We start from the raw sequence: 18,246 nt of genomic DNA, 5'->3' as shown, positions 1-18,246 counted from the left end.
TCAAAAAAAGAAACTATTTCTAGTGTAAGTTTATGAATTCTCCATATACTATCCTTGTAACAAAACAGTTACAAAATAAAAGGAAAGAGATTTAGAGGAGGAAATGAATTATGGCAAGTCGTTCATCAAACAGAACAGCAGTACCGGAAGCAAAAGCAGCTTTAGACAAATTTAAATATGAAGTGGCAAGTGAGCTCGGAGTACCTTTGAAAGAAGGATACAACGGAGACTTAACATCAAGACAGAACGGATCTGTTGGTGGTTATATGGTGAAAAAAATGATCGAGCAGCAGGAAAAACAAATGTCAGAGAAATAATTGGCAGATGTAATTAGAAAAACGTGCAAATCAGAAAAGGTTTGCACGTTTTTTCTGTGCAGTAATTGACAAGTTTCGAGGGAATTCGTATAATGAAAAATGATATTTTTATTCAGGAAAGGAACATTATGAGAGTTATAGCAGGAAGCGCAAAACGCTTACAGTTAAAAACAATAGATGGGCTTGACACAAGACCGACAACAGATCGTATCAAAGAAACACTGTTTAATATGATTTCGCATGAGATTGCAGATTCCTGTTTTTTGGATTTGTTCAGCGGAAGTGGAGCAATCGGAATAGAAGCCCTCAGCAGAGGAGCAAAAGAAGCGGTGTTTGTAGAACAGAACCGTAAGGCGATGGCTTGTATTCGCGAGAATCTTACATTTACAAAGCTTGCAAAACAATCGGTGCTTTTGGAGATGGATGTTTTGAGCGCGCTAAAACGTCTGGAAGGAAAGTATCAGTTTGACTATATTTTTATGGATCCACCGTACCGTAAGATGCTGGAAAAGCAGGTGTTAGAATATCTTTCTGAATCAACTATTCTTTCGCAAGATGCTGTCGTGATTGTGGAAAGTTCTTTGGATACAGAGTTTTCTTATGTGGAGGAACTTGGTTTTTCTGTTATTAAAGAAAAGATATATAAGACTAATAAACATATATTTTTAGAAAGAGAGGCTTAAAGAATGCTAAGAGCCATTTATCCGGGAAGCTTTGATCCGGTGACGCTTGGTCATTTGGACATTATTCGACGTTCCGCCGCCATCGCGGATGAGTTAATTGTCGGAATATTGAATAATAAAGCGAAAACGCCGTTGTTTTCTGTAGGAGAACGTGTTAAAATGTTAGAGGAAGTGACAAAAGACTTCCCAAATGTCAAAATCATTCCATTTGAGGGGTTGTTAGTAGAATTTGCAAAGCAGATGGATGCGAAAGTGATTGTTCGGGGATTGCGTGCAATTACAGATTTTGAATATGAATTACAGATGTCACAGACGAATCACAAAATTGAACCGGAGATTGAGACCTTGTTTTTGACGACAAGTCTGGAGTTTTCCTTTTTGAGTTCGACAACGGTAAAAGAAGTTGCGAGCTTTGGGGGAGACATTACACAGTTTGTACCGGAAGTGATTGTGAAAAAAATAAAAGAGAAGATGGAAGAAAGAAAAGGAGTGTAAATTATGAGCAGTCGTATTGAACAAATTATTGAGGAAATTGAAGAATATATTGACAGTTGTAAATTTCAGCCATTATCTACAACAAAGATTATTGTAAATAAAGATCAGATGGACGAGCTTTTGCGTGAACTTCGCATGAAGACGCCGGACGAGATTAAGCGTTATCAGAAGATCATTGCCAATAAGGATGCGATTTTAGCGGATGCACGCGCGAAAGCCGAGAGTATGCTGGAGGAAGCTCAGATTCATACAAACGAACTGGTAAGCGAACATGAGATCATGCAGCAGGCATATGCTCAGGCGAATGATATCGTGACAGCAGCGACAGAGCAGGCGCAGGAGATTTTGGATAATGCGACAAATGATGCGAATGATATCCGAATTGGTGCGATGCAGTACACAGACGATATTATGTCGAACGTGGAAAATATTATCGGGCATACTTTGGACAGCTACACAACAAAATACGATGGTCTTGTGAATTCTTTGAGAGAGTGTTACGACATCGTCAAGACTAATCGTGCGGAGCTGGAAGTGCCAGATAAGTCTGACCGTGGTATGGAAGCGGAATTCGGCAGCGATTCTATGGATGAATAAACGTCATATAAAAGAAAGCTAACAAACTGGTTACCAATGCGGTGACCAGTTTTTCTGCTATGTAAGGGACAATAGAGAGACCGGATTGACGAATCATGGATTTTGTCTGTGCGACAGAACAGAATCCGCCAAAAGAAGTCAGTGCAAGTATAGAAACATATTTTTCTGTTTGGGACAGTATGTTTTTAGATAACATAGGTATTCCATTGGTGATTTCCAGCATCGGGAGGCATATGTTTGATATCAAAGCTGATTTTACCGGAAGCATCTGCAAAAGAGATAACAGAACAGAAAATAATAGGATATATCCTCCGACTTTCGTTATGGTTTCGAACCCATCCATGATGCAGGTATCAACGATCTCAAAGTTAAAATGGATGCGGGAAGATATACTGGTTTTTCCCGCTGTTTTGGCTGGCAGATTTTTTTTATAAATGTTTCGAAAAACAAAACTGCACAATATCGGTGAGGCAAACAAAATCAGTAAGGATGGAAAAAGCAGAGTCTGATCGTACAGATTTTGCCAGATTACATAGCTTATGATAAACATGGGGCTTGTGTTGTTGCAAAAAGAAAGCAGATAGCTGCCTTCACTTTTGGTTATACGTCCTGCCAAAATGAGATCTGAGGTCACTTTAGCGCCCATCGGATAACCACAGAGAAATCCTGCAAGTACCACAAAGCTTCCGTCAGTTGAAATACGGAAGATTTTCTGAAAAGCAGGACCAAATATGTGGGATAACAAGGAGATAGAATTTGTTTGTATCAGGATATTTGAGATGATAATAAACGGAAGTAAAGTAGGGAGGACAATCTGAAACCAAAGCAGTAATCCTTCGCTTGCTCCGTCGAATACTTCCTGTGGGAAAGAAAGCATAATAAAAAATAATAAAATCACACTGAATGGGAAGGCATAGCGTCTCATAACAGACCTCCAATTTGTTTTTATAATATATGGATATGCTTGATTTTTTATGTCTGATGTGACACAATAGATTATAGGAAAATTTTAAAGGAAAGAGGGAATTTATTATGTCAGCATTAGAACATTTAGAACCAAAATCGGTTTTTCATTTTTTTGAAGAACTTTGCCGGATTCCGAGGGCAACATTTGACACAAAAAGAGTCAGTGATTATTGTGTAGACTTTGCAAAAGAGCGAGGCTTGGAATGCATTCAGGATGAGGCGAACAATGTGATTATTAAAAAAGCCGGAACAGCAGGATTTGAAAACAGTGAACCGGTGATCATTCAGGGACATTTGGATATGGTATGTGAAAAGACGGATGATTCTGCACATAACTTTGACACAGATCCAATTGAAGTATATGAGGAGAATGGATTTTTAAAGGCGAAAGATACCAGTCTTGGGGGAGACGACGGAATTGCCATCGCATATGCACTTGCAATTCTTGACAGTGACACGATTGAACATCCGCCGATTGAAGCAGTCTTTACCACAGATGAAGAAGTTGGAATGGGTGGCGCAGGAGCAATCGATCTTTCTGTATTAAAAGGTCGTATGCTGATCAATATTGACTCCGAGGAAGAGGGAACATTACTGACAGGATGTGCAGGCGGTTTCCGCCATACGATTACGCTTCCGCTGGCCAAAGAAGAAAAAACAGGGGTTGCGGCTGAGATCGTTGTGAGAGGATTGAGAGGCGGACATTCTGGAATCGAGATCAATCAACAAAGGGGAAATGCTAACAAAGTACTCGGAAGAATTTTAAACAGTCTTAAAACACAATTTTCATATGCACTGATTGAGATGAATGGCGGAACAAAAGACAATGTTATCACGCCGTTATCGAAAGCAAAAATCTTAGTGGACGCAACACAGAAAGATGCCGTCAAAGCATATGTGGAAGAACTTGCAGAAACTGTGAAAACTGAATTTGGAAAAGACGAGCCGAATTTGGAAATTTCAGTTGTACTTTCTGAAGAAACTACACTGAATGTATGCACAGCAGATACAACAGATAAAGTTGTATTCCTGTTAATTTCTACACCATATGGAGTGCAAGGATTGAGCCGTGAATTGAAAGGACTTGTAGAGAGCTCTTTGAATCTTGGAATCGTATCTACAAAAGAGGATAGTATCGAGTTGATCTTTATGGTGAGAAGTTCTGTGGAGAGTAAAAAGAAAGAACTCGAAGAGATGCTGAATGCGTATGCTGTTTTCACAGGAGGAAAAGGAGAAGTATCCTGTGACTATCCGGCATGGATGTACAAGTCAGATTCAAAACTTCGCCCGATCATGATCGATACTTATGAGCAGATGTTCGGAAAAGCTCCTGTAGTTGCTACAATTCATGCAGGGTTAGAATGTGGTCTCTTATCCGGACAGCTTCCGGAACTGGATTGCGTATCTTTTGGTCCAAATATGTTTGACGTGCATTCTGTGAATGAAAAACTGGAAGTTGCATCTGTGCAGCGCATGTGGGATTATCTGCTTGCAGTTTTAAAAAATTGTAAATAAAACAATACATATTTGAAGATAAGAAAAACATATAGTAATACAAAAAGGAGTTTGTCGTGAAAAAGAGACAGGCATATCAATTACTTCTTTTTGTATTACTATTTTCTTTTGTTACAGAAATATGGATTGGCAGACTGCTGTCGATAAGCAGAATGGAACGGTTGCATGAAAATACAGTTATGAAGATGGAATTTCGAGATCAGCAGTTAGGTGAAAAAATGATCAATAGTTTTTGTGATGATCAGAGCAAAGGGCTGCAGGCAGGAATCTATCTGTTGGAAAGCAAGTTTGGCTATCAACCGTTTCCGTATACATGTACAGAAAAAACGTTTTGCGAACGAAAGAAGACATGGGAACAGAAAAAGGCATGGAATACTTATCTGAAAATCAATCAGGCAATCTGGGATGATGTGAAATATTTTCCAGTACCAGAATCAACGACGGATGAAGATGCAACGGTGGTCTTTGAAAATGGATGGATGAAAGAACGAAACTATGGTGGAAAACGCGGACATGAGGGATGTGATTTGATGGCAAAAAAAGATGTCCCAGGATATTATCCGGTCGTCAGCATGACGGACGGTGTCATACAAAGTAAAGGGTGGCTTCCGAAAGGGGGATACCGTATCGGTATTCTGGCGCCTTCCGGTGGATACTTTTATTACGCACATCTGGATTCCTATGCGGATATTAAAGAGGGAGACCGAGTGAAAGCCGGGGATGTGATTGGATTCATGGGGGATACAGGCTATGGAGAGGAAGGTACAAAAGGGAAATTTCCGGTGCATCTGCATGTGGGAATTTATGTGTATCCGAACGGTCAGGAAATGAGTGTCAATCCATATTGGGTGATGCGGTATCTGGAACCGCATAAGCTGAAATGTGCGTATTCTGACTAATATTTGTGGAGAAAATAGTATGGCTATGGTATAATATGAAATTGACATGGAGGATGAAAAATGAATTTACCAATTGCGTTTGAAAAAAAGATGAGAGAACTGCTTGGAGCAGAGTTTGATGATTATATAAAGTGTTATGAGGAGAAAAGACTTTATGGTCTCCGCGTAAATACAAAAAAAATCAGTGTGGAAGAATTTAAAAAGATTTGTCCGTTTGAGATTCAACCGATACCATGGATTGAGAATGGATTTTATTATGATGGAGAGCACGTGCAGCCGGCAAAGCATCCATATTATTTTGCCGGACTTTTTTACTTACAGGAGCCTAGCGCCATGACACCGGCAAACCGCCTTCCGATTGAACCGGGGGATAAGGTGCTGGATGTCTGTGCAGCACCGGGAGGAAAGGCGACTGAGCTTGGAGCAAAACTTTGCGGGGAAGGTGTGCTTGTGGCAAATGACATCAGCAATTCCAGAGCAAAGGGCTTATTAAAAAATATTGAAGTGTTCGGCATCGGCAATGTGCTTGTGCTCAGTGAGGAGCCAGGTAAAATTGAAGAGTATTTTACGGAATATTTTGACAAGATTTTGATCGATGCACCATGTTCCGGCGAAGGAATGTTCCGAAAAGATAAAAAGATGGTGAAAGCCTGGGAAGAACATGGACCGGAATTTTTTGCAAAGATTCAGAGAAGTATTGTCACGCAGGCTGCAAGAATGTTAAAACCGGGTGGAATGATGCTCTATTCTACTTGTACATTTGATCCGGAAGAGAATGAGGGAACAATTGAATATTTAAGACAACAATATCCGGAATTTGAGATAAAAGAGATTCGGCCATATGAGGGATTTGCAAAAGGAATGCCGCAAGTGACTGAATCAAAAGAGCCTGCATTTGAAAAAACAGTCCGTATCTGGCCGCATAAGATGCACGGAGAGGGACATTATCTGGCATTGCTTCAAAAAGGGGAAAAGTCGGAGAAACTAGTGGTCAAAGAAAAGAAAAAGCGCGCGAAAAAAGTGCCGGAAGAACTGCTTGCATTTTTTGAGGACATCACATGGGAGATGGACTGGAGCAGACTGGAGATTTACAGCGAGAAAGTCTACTATATGCCGGAAGATATCCCGAATGTAAAAGGTATTCGTTTCCTTCGGACAGGACTGTATCTTGGAGATGTGAAAAAGAACCGGTTTGAGCCGAGTCAGTCACTTGCGATGTGTCTGAAAAAAGAAGAATACCGCCGCACAATCTCACTTTCCGTGGAGGATGAGCGTGTGATCCGCTATCTGAAAGGTGAGACGATCGAAGTTGACGATCTTGTTGATCACAAAGAAAAAGGCTGGCAGCTTGTCCTTGTGGACGGCTATCCGCTAGGCTTTGGGAAACTTGCAAACGGAACTTTGAAGAACAAATATTTACCTGGATGGAGATGGCAGTCATAATGATACGATTAGATAAATATCTCGCAGATATGGGCGTTGGGACGAGAACAGAAGTAAAAAAACTGATCCGTCAGGGAAAAGTAACAGTGGATGGAAGTATTGAAAAATCTCCAGAGCGAAAGATTGACATTTCACATCAAAAAGTGTGCTGTATGGGCGAAGCGGTCTCCTATGAAACGCACGAGTATTATATGCTAAACAAACCAGCAGGAGTTGTCTCAGCCACAACAGACAGGCAGGATAAGACAGTAGTGGAGTTGATTTCCTCAAAAAAGCGCAGAGATTTGTTCCCGGTAGGAAGGCTTGATAAAGACACAGAAGGTCTTCTTTTGATCACAAACGATGGAGAGCTGGCGCATCGGCTTTTGTCACCGAAAAAACATGTGGATAAAGTGTATTATGCAAAGGTGCAGGGGATTGTAGATGAGGTCGATCAAGAAATCTTTGCCGTAGGAATGTCAATCGGAAACGGCGAGACTGCACTTCCGTCAAAGCTTGAAATTTTGTATTCCGGAGAGATTTCTGAGATAAGAGTTACGATACAGGAAGGAAAATTCCATCAGGTGAAGCGGATGTTTCATGCCGTGGGGAAAGAAGTAATTTATTTGAAAAGGCTTTCTATGGGAACACTTCTGTTGGATGAGACATTAAAGAGCGGTGAATACCGGGCTCTTACGAAGGAGGAACTTAAGCGATTATGTTAGAGAATATAGAGGCGATTATTTTTGATCTGGATGGCACACTGGTGGATTCCATGTGGGTCTGGACTGCAATCGACGATGAATTTTTAGGAAAATATGGTTTGACACAGCCGGAGAATTTTCATGAAGGAATGGAAGGAAAAAGTTATTCGGAAACAGCAGCATATTTTCTGGAATTGTTTCCAAACCTTCCACACACATTAGAGGAATTGATGGAAGAATGGTATGGAATGGCATATGAAAAATATGCAAATGAGCTTATACTGAAAAAAGGAGCATTTGACTTTTTACAGGAAGTTCATCAAAGAGGGATTAAGCTTGGAATCGCTACAAGCAATAAACGCGAGCTTGCAGAGGCAGTTTTAAGATCAACAAAAGTATTGCCGTTATTTGATTCTATATGGACATCGTGCGAAGCAAAAGCAGGGAAACCGGCTCCTGATGTGTATTTAAGAGTTGCACAATCTTTGCAGGTGGAACCGAAACGTTGTCTTGTCTTTGAAGATGTGCCAAACGGAATTTTGGCAGGTGTCAATGCCGGAATGAAAGTCTGTGCAGTGGAAGACGATTTTTCAAAAAATCAGGATGAAAAAAAACGTGCGCTCGCAGACTATTATATAAAAGATTATGAAGATATTAAAAATAACACCTATGAGGTACTGAAATGAGAAATGGATTTTTACCGATTTGCAGAAAAGATATGGAGGAGCGAGGCTGGGAACAGTTGGATTTTGTCTATGTTTCCGGAGATGCTTACGTGGATCATCCGTCTTTTGGGCATGCGATCATCACACGCCTTTTGGAGGCGAATGGATATAAAGTTGGGTTGATCTGTCAACCGGACTGGAAAGATAAAAGCAGCATTACAGAATACGGTGAACCTCGCCTTGGATTCCTTGTATCCAGTGGGAATATGGATTCTATGGTGAATCACTACTCTGTGTCGAAAAAGAGACGTCAGACAGATGCATTTACGCCGGGCGGCGTTATGGGAAAACGTCCGGACTATGCGACGGTCGTCTACAGTAATTTGATTCGTCAGGTTTATAAAAAGACGCCGATCATTATTGGTGGGATTGAGGCGAGTCTGCGCCGAATGGCTCATTATGATTACTGGTCAAATAAATTAAAACGTTCGATTTTATTGGATTCGGGTGCAGATATTCTTTCTTATGGAATGGGAGAACGCTCGATTCTTGAGATTGCCGAAGCGCTGGAGAGTGGTATTGCAGTGGAGGATATCACATACATCGACGGAACTGTCTGTAAGGTGAAGTCTTTAGACAGTGTCTACGATGCGATCATGTTGGAATCTTACGAACAATTAAAGCAGGACAAGCTAAACTATGCGAAGAGTTTTTATACGCAGTATTGCAATACAGATCCTTTTTCAGGAAAACGACTTGTGGAACCATACTCGGACCATTTATATGTAGTCCAGAATCCACCGTCCAAACCGCTTAGCCAGTCGGAAATGGATCGCACTTACAGCTATCCTTATATGAGAACATACCATCCGTCCTATGAGGCGCTTGGAGGAGTTCCGGCAATCGAGGAGGTAAAATACAGTCTGATCAGCAATCGTGGATGTTTTGGCGGATGCAATTTTTGTGCTCTTACGTTTCATCAGGGGAGAATCATTCAGACGCGAAGCCATGAATCTTTGGTCGCAGAGGCAGAAAAATTTATTTGGGATAAGGATTTCAAAGGCTATATTCATGATGTTGGAGGACCGACTGCGAACTTTAGAGCACCTTCTTGTGATAAGCAGCTCACAAAAGGAGTGTGCAAGCAAAAGCAGTGTCTATTTCCGCGGCCGTGTAAAAATTTGAAGGTGGATCATAAAGACTACCTGAAGCTTTTACGAAAACTTCGTACACTTCCGAATGTAAAGAAGGTATTTATTCGCTCAGGTATCCGATTCGATTATCTGATAGCAGATAAAGATGATACTTTTTTCAAGGAACTGTGTGAGTATCATGTAAGCGGACAGCTAAAAGTAGCCCCGGAGCATGTAGCAGATCCTGTTCTTCAAAAGATGGGTAAGCCGGAAAACAGTGTCTATCAGGCATTTTCGAAAAAATATAAACAGATCAACGAAAAACTTGGGAAAAAACAGTATCTGGTTCCGTATCTGATGTCTTCGCATCCGGGTTCAACGATGAAAGAAGCCGTGGCTCTTGCAGAATACTTAAGGGATCTTGGCTATATGCCGGAGCAGGTACAGGACTTCTATCCGACACCGTCGACGATATCGACTTGTATGTACTATACGGGAGTGGATCCGCGGACGATGGAACCTGTATATGTACCGAAAAATCCACATGAAAAAGCGATGCAGAGAGCGTTGATCCAATATCGGAATCCGAAGAATTATCAGCTTGTCATGGAGGCTCTTCGCATGGCAGACCGAATGGACTTAGTTGGATTTGACAAACATTGTCTGATTCGTCCGAGACAGGAGAAGAAATATCAGGGCAAACCGGATTATAAAAGGCAGGAACAGAAAAAACCTGCTGCAAAGAAGAAAAAAGCAATCCGAAACGTACACCGGAAAAAGACAAAATAAAAACAGCATCAGAAAGAAGTGAATAAATTGAAAATTGCGATTGTAACAGGCGCATCCTCTGGACTTGGAAAAGAGTTTGTAAAACAGATTGAGCACTTGTATAAAGAATTAGATGAGATATGGGTGATTGCCCGCAGAAGAGAACGGCTGGAAGAATTAAAAAGCTGTATGTTTACCAATGTGCGTATTTTAGAAGGTAATTTGTGTGAGCAAAACATTTATCAAGAACTAAAAGTTCTCTTGAAAGAAAAAGATCCGGATATCCGTATGCTTGTGAATGCAGCAGGATTTGGTAAAATTGGGGAAGTGAAAAAACTTTCTGCTGAGGATCAGTTAGATATGATAGAGTTAAACTGTAAAGCACTGACTCATATGACAAAGATCTGTATTCCATATATGACAAGAGGAAGCAGAATTGTGAACGTTGCCTCGGCGGCAGCATTTTGCCCGCAGCCGTCTTTCAGTGTCTATGCAGCTACAAAATCCTATGTGCTTAGTTTTTCCAGAAGTCTTCGCACAGAACTTTGCGATGAAGAGATTTTTGTGACCGCAGTTTGTCCAGGACCGGTTGAGACAGAGTTTTTTGAAATTGCCGGACAAAAAGAAAAAAATCAAATGAAGGCTGCGGTGATGGCAAGACCGGAAGCGGTCGTAAAACAGGCGCTTCTTGATGCACGAGAGGGCAAAGAACTGTCTGTGTACGGGACGGCGATGAAGGGAGCAGAGGCGGCAACAAAGCTGCTTCCGCACAGTGTGATTCTAAAAGCGATGAAAAAATTCTGGTAAGGAAAGGAACGAAGAAATGAAAGCTACAAAAGGAGAAGCCGGCTATATTCAGGCGCGAAAAAAACAACTGATATTGAAAGCGGTACTGGAATTTGGAATTGTCATCGCGCTTTTGATACTTGGTATCTGGCAGACGCATACAAGACTGAATCTTTTGACAGTTGTCGCCGTACTTGGATGCCTTCCGGCGGCAAAAGCGCTGGTGGAGGTAATCACAATCTCTCCGTATCACTCGATTGCAGAGGAACGAGCGAAAGAGATTCAGAAACATGCAGAGGATTTGACGGTTGCATTTGATCTGGTATTTACGAGTAAGGACAAATTTATGCCCATTGACAGTATCATTATATTGGACAATACGATCTGTGGGTATTCTTCCGGGAAAAAAATAGATCCTGTCTATACCGGAAAACATTTACGTCAGATGCTGGAGCAAAATCAGTATACAAAAGTGTCTGTGAAAATTTTTACGGATTATACTGCATTCCTTGCAAGGGCAGAAAGTATGCAGCATATGGCGGAAACAAACAGACCTGACACAAAGAAAAAAGAAGAAGGAATTCGACATCTGTTATTTCAGATTTCATTATAGAGGAGTACTATGCAGGAAATTATTGTAGCGGCAAATGAGGCCGGCCAGCGACTGGATAAGATGCTGGCGAAGTATTTAAACGAGGCACCAAAGAGCTTTTTATATAAAATGCTGCGAAAAAAAAATATTGTATTGAATGGGAAAAAGGCAACCGGAAACGAAAAGCTGGCGGTCGGTGATTCTGTAAAATTGTTTTTGGCTGATGAGACGATTGCAAAATTTTCCAATATCCATGCAGTTCATACCAATGTAACGCTTGATATTATCTATGAAGATGAGAATGTACTGCTGATCAACAAACCGGTTGGGATGCTGTCACAAAAGGCAGCGGCCGATGATGAATCGCTTGTGGAACATATTATTTCATATATGCTTGAAACAAGACAATTGACAGAGGAAGAACTTAGAAAATTCAGACCGTCTGTCTGCAACCGTTTGGACCGCAATACGAGTGGACTGGTGGCAGCAGGGAAAAGTCTTGCAGGGCTGCAGGAGATGGGAACACTTTTTAAAAATCGTTCTCTGAGAAAATATTATCGCTGTCTTGTGGCAGGTGAGGTAAAACATTCTCAGTCGGTGAGCGGATATCTTGTAAAAGACGAAAAGACAAATAAAGTAACGGTGTCAAAGGCAGAAAAAGGGGATTGCCTGCCGATTGAGACAGAATATGAGCCTTTGTGGAGCAATGGAAAATATACATATTTGGAAGTGCATCTGATCACCGGTAGAACGCATCAGATCAGGGCACATCTGGCATCGATTGGATATCCGATTATCGGAGACTACAAGTATGGGAGCAAAAAGGTCAACGATAGACTAAAAGAGCAGTATGGACTGAAAAGTCAGTTGTTACATGCTTATCGGCTGGAAATGCCAGCCTGTACAGGTGAGTTGTCGAATCTAAGTGAAAGAAAATTTGTGGCACCACTTCCAAAATTGTTTCAGAATATTTTAAAAGCAGAAAAATACAGTGAGGAATAGAAAAATGGGGACATGGAATTCAAGAGGACTTCGCGGTTCTACACTGGAGGATATGATCAACCGGACGAATGAACGTTATCTGGAAAAGGGACTGGCGTTGATTCAAAAAATTCCGACGCCAATCACTCCTGTTCGGATTGATAAGGAGCATCGTCATATCACGCTGGCATATTTTGATCAGAGAAGTACTGTTGACTACATTGGGGCGGTACAGGGGATTCCGGTATGCTTTGATGCGAAGGAATGTAATACAGACACGTTTCCGCTGCAAAATATTCATGAACATCAGGTGACGTTTATGAGTAATTTTGAAAAGCAGGGAGGAATTGCATTCTTGATTATCTATTACAGCACCAGAAACGAGTTATATTATATGCGTTTTTCTGAAATTCAAAAATTTTGGGAACGCGCAAAAACAGGAGGCAGAAAAAGTATCCGATATGAAGAGCTTTCTCAGACATTTTTTATCCAGTTAAAAAATGGATGTCTGGTATCATATTTGGAAGCATTGCAGCAGGATTTGGATCTCAGGGATTGACAATCTTTCAAAAAATGTTATAATAAGCATTATTTTAATATGGTAGCGTAATAAAGTATTGGAGGAGATTATGAGACAGCAGATTTTACATACTCCGGAAGGAGTTCGGGATATCTATGGGATTGAATGCAGAAGAAAGCTTATGTTGGAGGAAAAATTACAAGAGATTCTGCACTTATACGGATATCAAGATATACAGACACCGATGTTCGAGTTTTTTGATGTTTTCGGAAAAGAGATTGGTACAATCTCTTCAAAGGAACTTTATAAATTTTTTGACAGAGATGGGAATACACTTGTGTTGAGACCGGATATTACGCCGTCAATCGCAAGAGTTGCAGCAACTTTTTTGGATTCAAAAGGACTTCCGGTCCGTCTATGTTATAATGGAAACACATTTATCAATCATTCAAGCTATCGTGGAAAATTAAAGGAAAGTACGCAGATGGGTGCGGAACTCCTTGGAATTGATTCTTTGGAGGCGGATGCGGAGATGATTGCATTGGCTGCAGACTGTCTGAAGGCAGCCGGATTAAATGAATTTCAGATTTATATCGGAAATGTTGATTTCTTTGAAAGTCTGTTGGAGGATGCAGGTCTGGAAGAAGAAAAAGAGGCAAGGCTTCGTGAATTGATTGCAAACAGGAATTATTTCGGTGTGGAAGAGCTGCTGGATAACTGTGGTGTAAAAGAAGAGACAAAGGCGGCTTTCCGAGTGCTGGAGGAGCTGACAGGTGGAATCGAGATCATGGAATGCGCAAAAAAAATCGTTTCTTGTGAGAAAGCGTTGCGTGCAGTGGAACGCCTGTCAGAGACATATGAGATTTTGGTTTCATACGGAGTTGAAAAATATATCACCTTTGATCTCAGCATGAGCGGCACCTATGGGTATTATACGGGCATTATATTCCGCGGTTATACATATGGTACGGGAGATGCAATTGTGAAAGGTGGACGCTATGATCATCTTGTAGAAAAATTTGGAAAGGAATTCCCTTCCATCGGATTTGCAATCGTTATTGATGAACTGATGGGCGCAATTTCAAGACAGAAACTGGAGATACCGTATCATCAGAAAAATACGTTGATCTTGTATGAAGAAAGTGAGCGCAGCAGAGCAATTGCGCTGGCAAAAGAATTTCGGCTTGCCGAGAAACCGACAGAGCTCGTGAAAAAATCAGATGACAGATTTTTGGATGAGTATGTGTCATATGCGAGACAGAACTTCTGTGGAGGAATGTTCTACCTGAAGAGAGAAGACGAGATTTTAATGACGAATCTTTTGACAGATGAGAAAAAAACAGTCGGTTGGGAGGAAATCATATGAGATATTTAACATTTGCATTGACAAAAGGTCGGCTTGCGAAAAAAACACTGGAATTGTTAGAGCAGCTTGGCATCACTTGCGAGGAGATGAAGGACAAAGATTCCAGAAAATTAATTTTTGTAAATGAAGAACTAAAATTAAAATTTTTTCTTGCAAAAGGTCCGGATGTTCCCACTTATGTAGAATATGGAGCAGCTGATATTGGTGTGGTTGGAAAAGATACGATATTAGAAGAAGGACGAAAAACATATGAGGTACTAGATTTACAGTTTGGAAACTGCCGAATGTGTGTGTGTGGTCCCTCAAGAGCAAAGGAGCTTTTAAATCATCATGAGCTGATTCGTGTTGCGACAAAATATCCGAATATCGCGAAGGATTATTTTTATAACAAAAAGCATCAGACAGTCGAGATCATTAAGCTGAACGGCTCGATAGAACTTGCACCGCTTGTAGGATTGTCGGAAGTTATCGTAGATATTGTGGAGACCGGATCTACACTTCGGGAAAATGGTTTGGAAGTGTTAGAAGAGGTATGTCCATTGTCTGCAAGAATGATTGTCAATCCGGTTAGTATGCGAATGGAAAATGAGCGGATCAAAGAATTGCTGACAAAATTGAGAATGATTTTACAGGAGGCATGAGATGAGAATACAAAAATTGAACTATGAGACAAAGACAAATCTGCTGGAAGATTTGTTGCAAAGAAGTCCGAACCAGTATACCCAATACGAATCCCGTGTTTTGGAAATTTTGGAACATGTAAAAAATGAAAAGGATCAGGCTGTTTTTGATTATACAAAACAGTTTGACGGTGCGGATATTACAGCGGATACAATTACTGTGACAAAAGAAGAGATTGCGCAGGCATATGATCTGGTAGATGAATCTCTTGTGGAAATCATACGAAAAGCAAAAGAAAATATTCGTATCTACCATGAAAAGCAGAAACAGTATAGTTGGTTTGACAGCAAACCAGACGGAACCATGCTTGGGCAAAAGGTAACTGCGCTGCAAAGGGTGGGTGTCTATGTACCAGGCGGAAAAGCAGTCTACCCGTCTTCTGTACTAATGAATGTCATTCCGGCAAAGGTAGCAGGAGTGGAAGAAATTGTGATGGTCACTCCCCCTGGGAAAGATGGGAAGATCAATCCGAACACACTGGTGGCAGCGAATGAGGCAGGAGTAGATGTGGTTTATAAGGTCGGCGGTGCGCAGGCGATTGCAGCACTTGCTTACGGGACAGATTCCATTCCAAAAGTTGACAAAATTGTAGGACCTGGGAATATTTATGTAGCATTGGCAAAAAAAGCGGTATATGGTCATGTGAGCATCGACTCAATTGCAGGACCAAGCGAGATCCTTGTCATTGCAGATGAGACAGCGAATCCAAGATATGTGGCGGCTGACTTGTTGTCACAGGCAGAACATGACGAACTGGCATCGGCAATTCTCGTGACGACAAGTGAGACACTTGCCAAGGAGGTGTCCAAGCAGGTAGAAGTATTTGTGGAAGAATTGTCCCGCACAGAGATCATGAAAAAATCTTTGGAAAATTATGGTTACATTCTCGTTGCAGATACGATGGAGGAAGTGATCGATATTGCGAACGAGATTGCCTCGGAACATTTGGAGATCATGACAGCGAACCCGTATGATGTGATGATGCGGGTTCGCAATGCAGGTGCGATTTTTATCGGAGAGTACAGCAGTGAGCCGCTTGGTGATTATTTTGCAGGACCGAATCATGTATTGCCGACGAACGGAACTGCAAAATTTTTCTCGCCGCTTGGGGTGGATGATTTTATTAAAAAATCAAGCATCATCGCATATTCGAAAGAAGCGCTGGAGGCAATTCACAGCGATATAGAGCAATTTGCAGAGGCAGAAAAACTGACGGCACACGCTAATTCGATCAAAGTCCGATTTGAAAAATAGAGGAAAAAGATATGGAAGAAAGAATAGTTACTTGTACAAGAAAAACAAAAGAGACAGACATCTCTTTGACGCTGAATCTTGACGGTTCTGGGAAAACAGACATCCATACCGGCATTGGATTTTTTGATCATATGCTGGATGGGTTTGCAAGACATGGTCTGTTTGATCTCAGTGTTTCTGTAAAAGGTGATTTAGAGGTTGATTGTCACCATACGATAGAGGACACGGGCATTGTGCTTGGTCAGGCAATTCTTCAAGCACTCGGCGAGAAAAGGGGGATCAGAAGATATGGAAATTTCATGCTGCCGATGGATGAAACGCTTGTCCTATGTGCAATTGATCTTTCCGGAAGACCGTATCTGAATTTTTCAGCAGAGTTTACGGCAGAGAAAATCGGTGCGCTTGACACAGAGATGATTCGGGAATTCTTTTATGCAGTCTCCTACAGCGCGGCTATGAACCTGCATCTGAAAGTAATCGATGGTGGAAATAATCACCATATGGCAGAGGCTTTGTTTAAAGTATTTGGAAAAGCACTGGACGAGGCAGTGATGAAAGAACCTCGTATAAAAGAAGTTTGGTCTACGAAAGGAAGTTTGGCATAATGAATTATAAAAGGTTGATTCCTTGTATTTTTATCTATCAGGGGAAAGCAGTAAAATGGTTTGACAATTTGGAAATACTTTCCGATGATGTAGTGAAACTTGCAAAAAAATATAATGACATGGGGGCAGATGAATTGCTTGTGTTTGATTTGTCTACCACAGATGAGGAACATGATCATGCAATTGATCTTATGAAAAAAATGAATCGGGTAATCCGAATTCCAATGGTTGCCGGAGGAAACATAAGACGTCAGGAAGATGTGAAAAAGATTTTATATACCGGTGCAAAACGGGCAATTTTGAATTTTTCAAAGGCATTATCTGTAGAGTTGATTGAGGATGTCTCAAAACGTTTCGGGAAAGAAAAGATAGCAGTCTCCTTAAATGACTTCGATGCCTTATTTAAGCAGCAGCACCTGATTGAAGAGTGTTCCAGCTCGATCTTATTTATGCACAGGCTGGATTTGGATTCTGTGATGAACATTACAGATATTCCAAGTGTTGTATTGACAGATGCGATGGAGGAGGAAGAGATTCTCCAAATTTTGAAGTGTCCGGGAATCAAAGGCGTATCTGGAAAATTTATCAGCCAGCCGGACCTGGATTTTGCAGAATTTAAGAAGAAATGTTCTCAGGAAAATATCAAGATGACTTCTTTTGAAAGCATCATGGAATTCACAGAGTTTAAGCTGAATTCAGACGGACTGATTCCTGTCATTGTTCAAAACTATAAGACCGGAGAAGTTCTGATGCTCGCATATATGAATGAAGAGGCGTTTGATCATACAATTAAAACAGGCAAAATGACTTATTACAGCAGGAGCCGTAAAACGCAGTGGGTGAAAGGTGAGACATCCGGGCACTATCAATATGTAAAATCATTGACTATTGATTGTGACAGGGATACGTTGCTCGCAAAAGTAGATCAGGTGGGACCGGCGTGCCATACTGGCAATCCGACTTGTTTTTTCCAGCCTTTAGTCGGAACGGATTATGATGAGACCAATCCGCTGCAGGTATTTGAGACAGTGTACGAGACAATTGTGGATCGGAAAAAGAATCCGAAAGAAGGCTCGTATACGAATTACCTGTTTGACAAAGGAATTGATAAGATACTGAAAAAAGTCGGTGAGGAAGCGACAGAACTTGTCATTGCCGCAAAGAATCCGAATCCGGAAGAAGTAAAATATGAACTGTCTGATTTTCTGTATCATGCGATGGTGCTTATGGTGGAACGTGGTGTGACATGGGAAGATATCATTAAAGAACTTGCAGACAGATAGGTGTCTAAAAGACC

Annotated in this window: 20 protein-coding genes; 19 read left to right on the top strand and 1 reads right to left on the bottom strand. The window is 41.1% G+C overall.

What is annotated here, in order from left to right; all coding sequences use genetic code 11:
* Positions 1–110: 110 nt before the first annotated feature.
* The 4 genes from BQ5364_RS10015 (at position 111) to BQ5364_RS10000 (ending at position 2,092) form a co-directional block, all read left to right on the top strand.
* Positions 111–317: an alpha/beta-type small acid-soluble spore protein gene (locus BQ5364_RS10015; RefSeq protein ID WP_004613760.1), complete on the top strand. Its 207-nt coding sequence runs from the start codon at positions 111–113 to the stop codon at positions 315–317.
* 92 nt (positions 318–409) lie between these two features.
* Positions 410–1,000 carry a 16S rRNA (guanine(966)-N(2))-methyltransferase RsmD gene (rsmD, locus tag BQ5364_RS10010; RefSeq protein WP_004613759.1) on the top strand — a complete coding sequence of 197 codons (591 nt, stop codon included), beginning with the start codon at positions 410–412 and terminating at the stop codon, positions 998–1,000.
* Between the two features lie 3 nt (positions 1,001–1,003).
* A complete protein-coding gene (gene coaD / locus BQ5364_RS10005; protein WP_004613758.1) occupies positions 1,004–1,495 on the top strand; it encodes a pantetheine-phosphate adenylyltransferase in 492 nt (163 codons plus the stop codon).
* Between the two features lie 3 nt (positions 1,496–1,498).
* Positions 1,499–2,092 carry a hypothetical protein gene (locus BQ5364_RS10000; RefSeq protein WP_004613757.1) on the top strand — a complete coding sequence of 198 codons (594 nt, stop codon included), beginning with the start codon at positions 1,499–1,501 and terminating at the stop codon, positions 2,090–2,092.
* On the opposite strand, the gene BQ5364_RS09995 is transcribed toward BQ5364_RS10000, so the two are convergent.
* Positions 2,079–3,017: a hypothetical protein gene (locus BQ5364_RS09995; RefSeq protein WP_022250386.1), complete on the bottom strand. Its 939-nt coding sequence runs from the start codon at positions 3,015–3,017 to the stop codon at positions 2,079–2,081. The genes BQ5364_RS10000 and BQ5364_RS09995 overlap by 14 nt on opposite strands.
* A 107-nt stretch (positions 3,018–3,124) precedes the next feature.
* Between BQ5364_RS09995 and BQ5364_RS09990 the strand changes: the two genes are divergently transcribed.
* The 15 genes from BQ5364_RS09990 (at position 3,125) to hisIE (ending at position 18,232) form a co-directional block, all read left to right on the top strand.
* Positions 3,125–4,573 carry an aminoacyl-histidine dipeptidase gene (locus tag BQ5364_RS09990; protein WP_071144245.1) on the top strand — a complete coding sequence of 483 codons (1,449 nt, stop codon included), beginning with the start codon at positions 3,125–3,127 and terminating at the stop codon, positions 4,571–4,573.
* Between the two features lie 56 nt (positions 4,574–4,629).
* Positions 4,630–5,472: a M23 family metallopeptidase gene (locus BQ5364_RS09985; protein WP_071144244.1), complete on the top strand. Its 843-nt coding sequence runs from the start codon at positions 4,630–4,632 to the stop codon at positions 5,470–5,472.
* A 60-nt stretch (positions 5,473–5,532) separates the two neighbouring features.
* Positions 5,533–6,915, top strand: coding sequence for an RsmF rRNA methyltransferase first C-terminal domain-containing protein (locus tag BQ5364_RS09980; RefSeq protein WP_071144243.1), 1,383 nt, complete (start codon positions 5,533–5,535; stop codon positions 6,913–6,915).
* The gene (locus tag BQ5364_RS09975) at positions 6,915–7,619 is read left to right on the top strand and encodes a pseudouridine synthase (protein ID WP_181989657.1); all 705 of its coding nucleotides are present in this window, start codon (positions 6,915–6,917) and stop codon (positions 7,617–7,619) included. Before BQ5364_RS09980 ends, BQ5364_RS09975 begins: the two co-directional genes overlap by 1 nt.
* A complete protein-coding gene (locus BQ5364_RS09970) occupies positions 7,613–8,284 on the top strand; it encodes an HAD family hydrolase (protein ID WP_004613751.1) in 672 nt (223 codons plus the stop codon). The genes BQ5364_RS09975 and BQ5364_RS09970 overlap by 7 nt, the downstream gene beginning before the upstream one ends.
* The gene (locus BQ5364_RS09965) at positions 8,281–10,185 is read left to right on the top strand and encodes a YgiQ family radical SAM protein (RefSeq protein WP_004613750.1); all 1,905 of its coding nucleotides are present in this window, start codon (positions 8,281–8,283) and stop codon (positions 10,183–10,185) included. Before BQ5364_RS09970 ends, BQ5364_RS09965 begins: the two co-directional genes overlap by 4 nt.
* A 27-nt stretch (positions 10,186–10,212) precedes the next feature.
* Positions 10,213–10,971 (top strand): SDR family NAD(P)-dependent oxidoreductase, encoded by a 759-nt coding sequence (locus tag BQ5364_RS09960; protein ID WP_071144242.1) that lies wholly within the window; start codon positions 10,213–10,215, stop codon positions 10,969–10,971.
* Positions 10,972–10,987: 16 nt separating this feature from the next.
* Complete coding sequence (locus BQ5364_RS09955; RefSeq protein ID WP_071144241.1) at positions 10,988–11,563, top strand: hypothetical protein; 576 nt, start codon at positions 10,988–10,990, stop codon at positions 11,561–11,563.
* Between the two features lie 9 nt (positions 11,564–11,572).
* Entirely contained in the window at positions 11,573–12,544 is a 972-nt protein-coding gene (locus tag BQ5364_RS09950; protein ID WP_004613747.1) for an RluA family pseudouridine synthase, read from the top strand.
* A gap of 4 nt (positions 12,545–12,548) precedes the next feature.
* The gene (locus tag BQ5364_RS09945) at positions 12,549–13,082 is read left to right on the top strand and encodes a Holliday junction resolvase RecU (RefSeq protein ID WP_004613746.1); all 534 of its coding nucleotides are present in this window, start codon (positions 12,549–12,551) and stop codon (positions 13,080–13,082) included.
* 70 nt (positions 13,083–13,152) lie between these two features.
* Positions 13,153–14,409 (top strand): ATP phosphoribosyltransferase regulatory subunit, encoded by a 1,257-nt coding sequence (gene hisZ, locus BQ5364_RS09940; protein WP_004613745.1) that lies wholly within the window; start codon positions 13,153–13,155, stop codon positions 14,407–14,409.
* Positions 14,406–15,050, top strand: a complete 645-nt coding sequence (hisG, locus tag BQ5364_RS09935) for an ATP phosphoribosyltransferase (protein WP_004613744.1) — start codon at positions 14,406–14,408, stop codon at positions 15,048–15,050. The genes hisZ and hisG overlap by 4 nt, the downstream gene beginning before the upstream one ends.
* Before the next feature lies 1 nt (position 15,051).
* The gene (gene hisD / locus BQ5364_RS09930) at positions 15,052–16,344 is read left to right on the top strand and encodes a histidinol dehydrogenase (protein WP_004613743.1); all 1,293 of its coding nucleotides are present in this window, start codon (positions 15,052–15,054) and stop codon (positions 16,342–16,344) included.
* An 11-nt stretch (positions 16,345–16,355) separates the two neighbouring features.
* Complete coding sequence (gene hisB / locus BQ5364_RS09925; protein ID WP_071144240.1) at positions 16,356–16,949, top strand: imidazoleglycerol-phosphate dehydratase HisB; 594 nt, start codon at positions 16,356–16,358, stop codon at positions 16,947–16,949.
* Positions 16,949–18,232, top strand: coding sequence for a bifunctional phosphoribosyl-AMP cyclohydrolase/phosphoribosyl-ATP diphosphatase HisIE (gene hisIE / locus BQ5364_RS09920; protein WP_004613741.1), 1,284 nt, complete (start codon positions 16,949–16,951; stop codon positions 18,230–18,232). Before hisB ends, hisIE begins: the two co-directional genes overlap by 1 nt.
* Positions 18,233–18,246 lie beyond the last annotated feature (14 nt).

The organism is Coprococcus phoceensis, from assembly GCF_900104635.1.
In the GTDB taxonomy this organism is placed as follows: domain Bacteria; phylum Bacillota; class Clostridia; order Lachnospirales; family Lachnospiraceae; genus Faecalimonas; species Faecalimonas phoceensis.
Note: the sequence above shows the minus strand (reverse complement) of the source record. Positions and strands in the feature narration are given on the sequence as shown.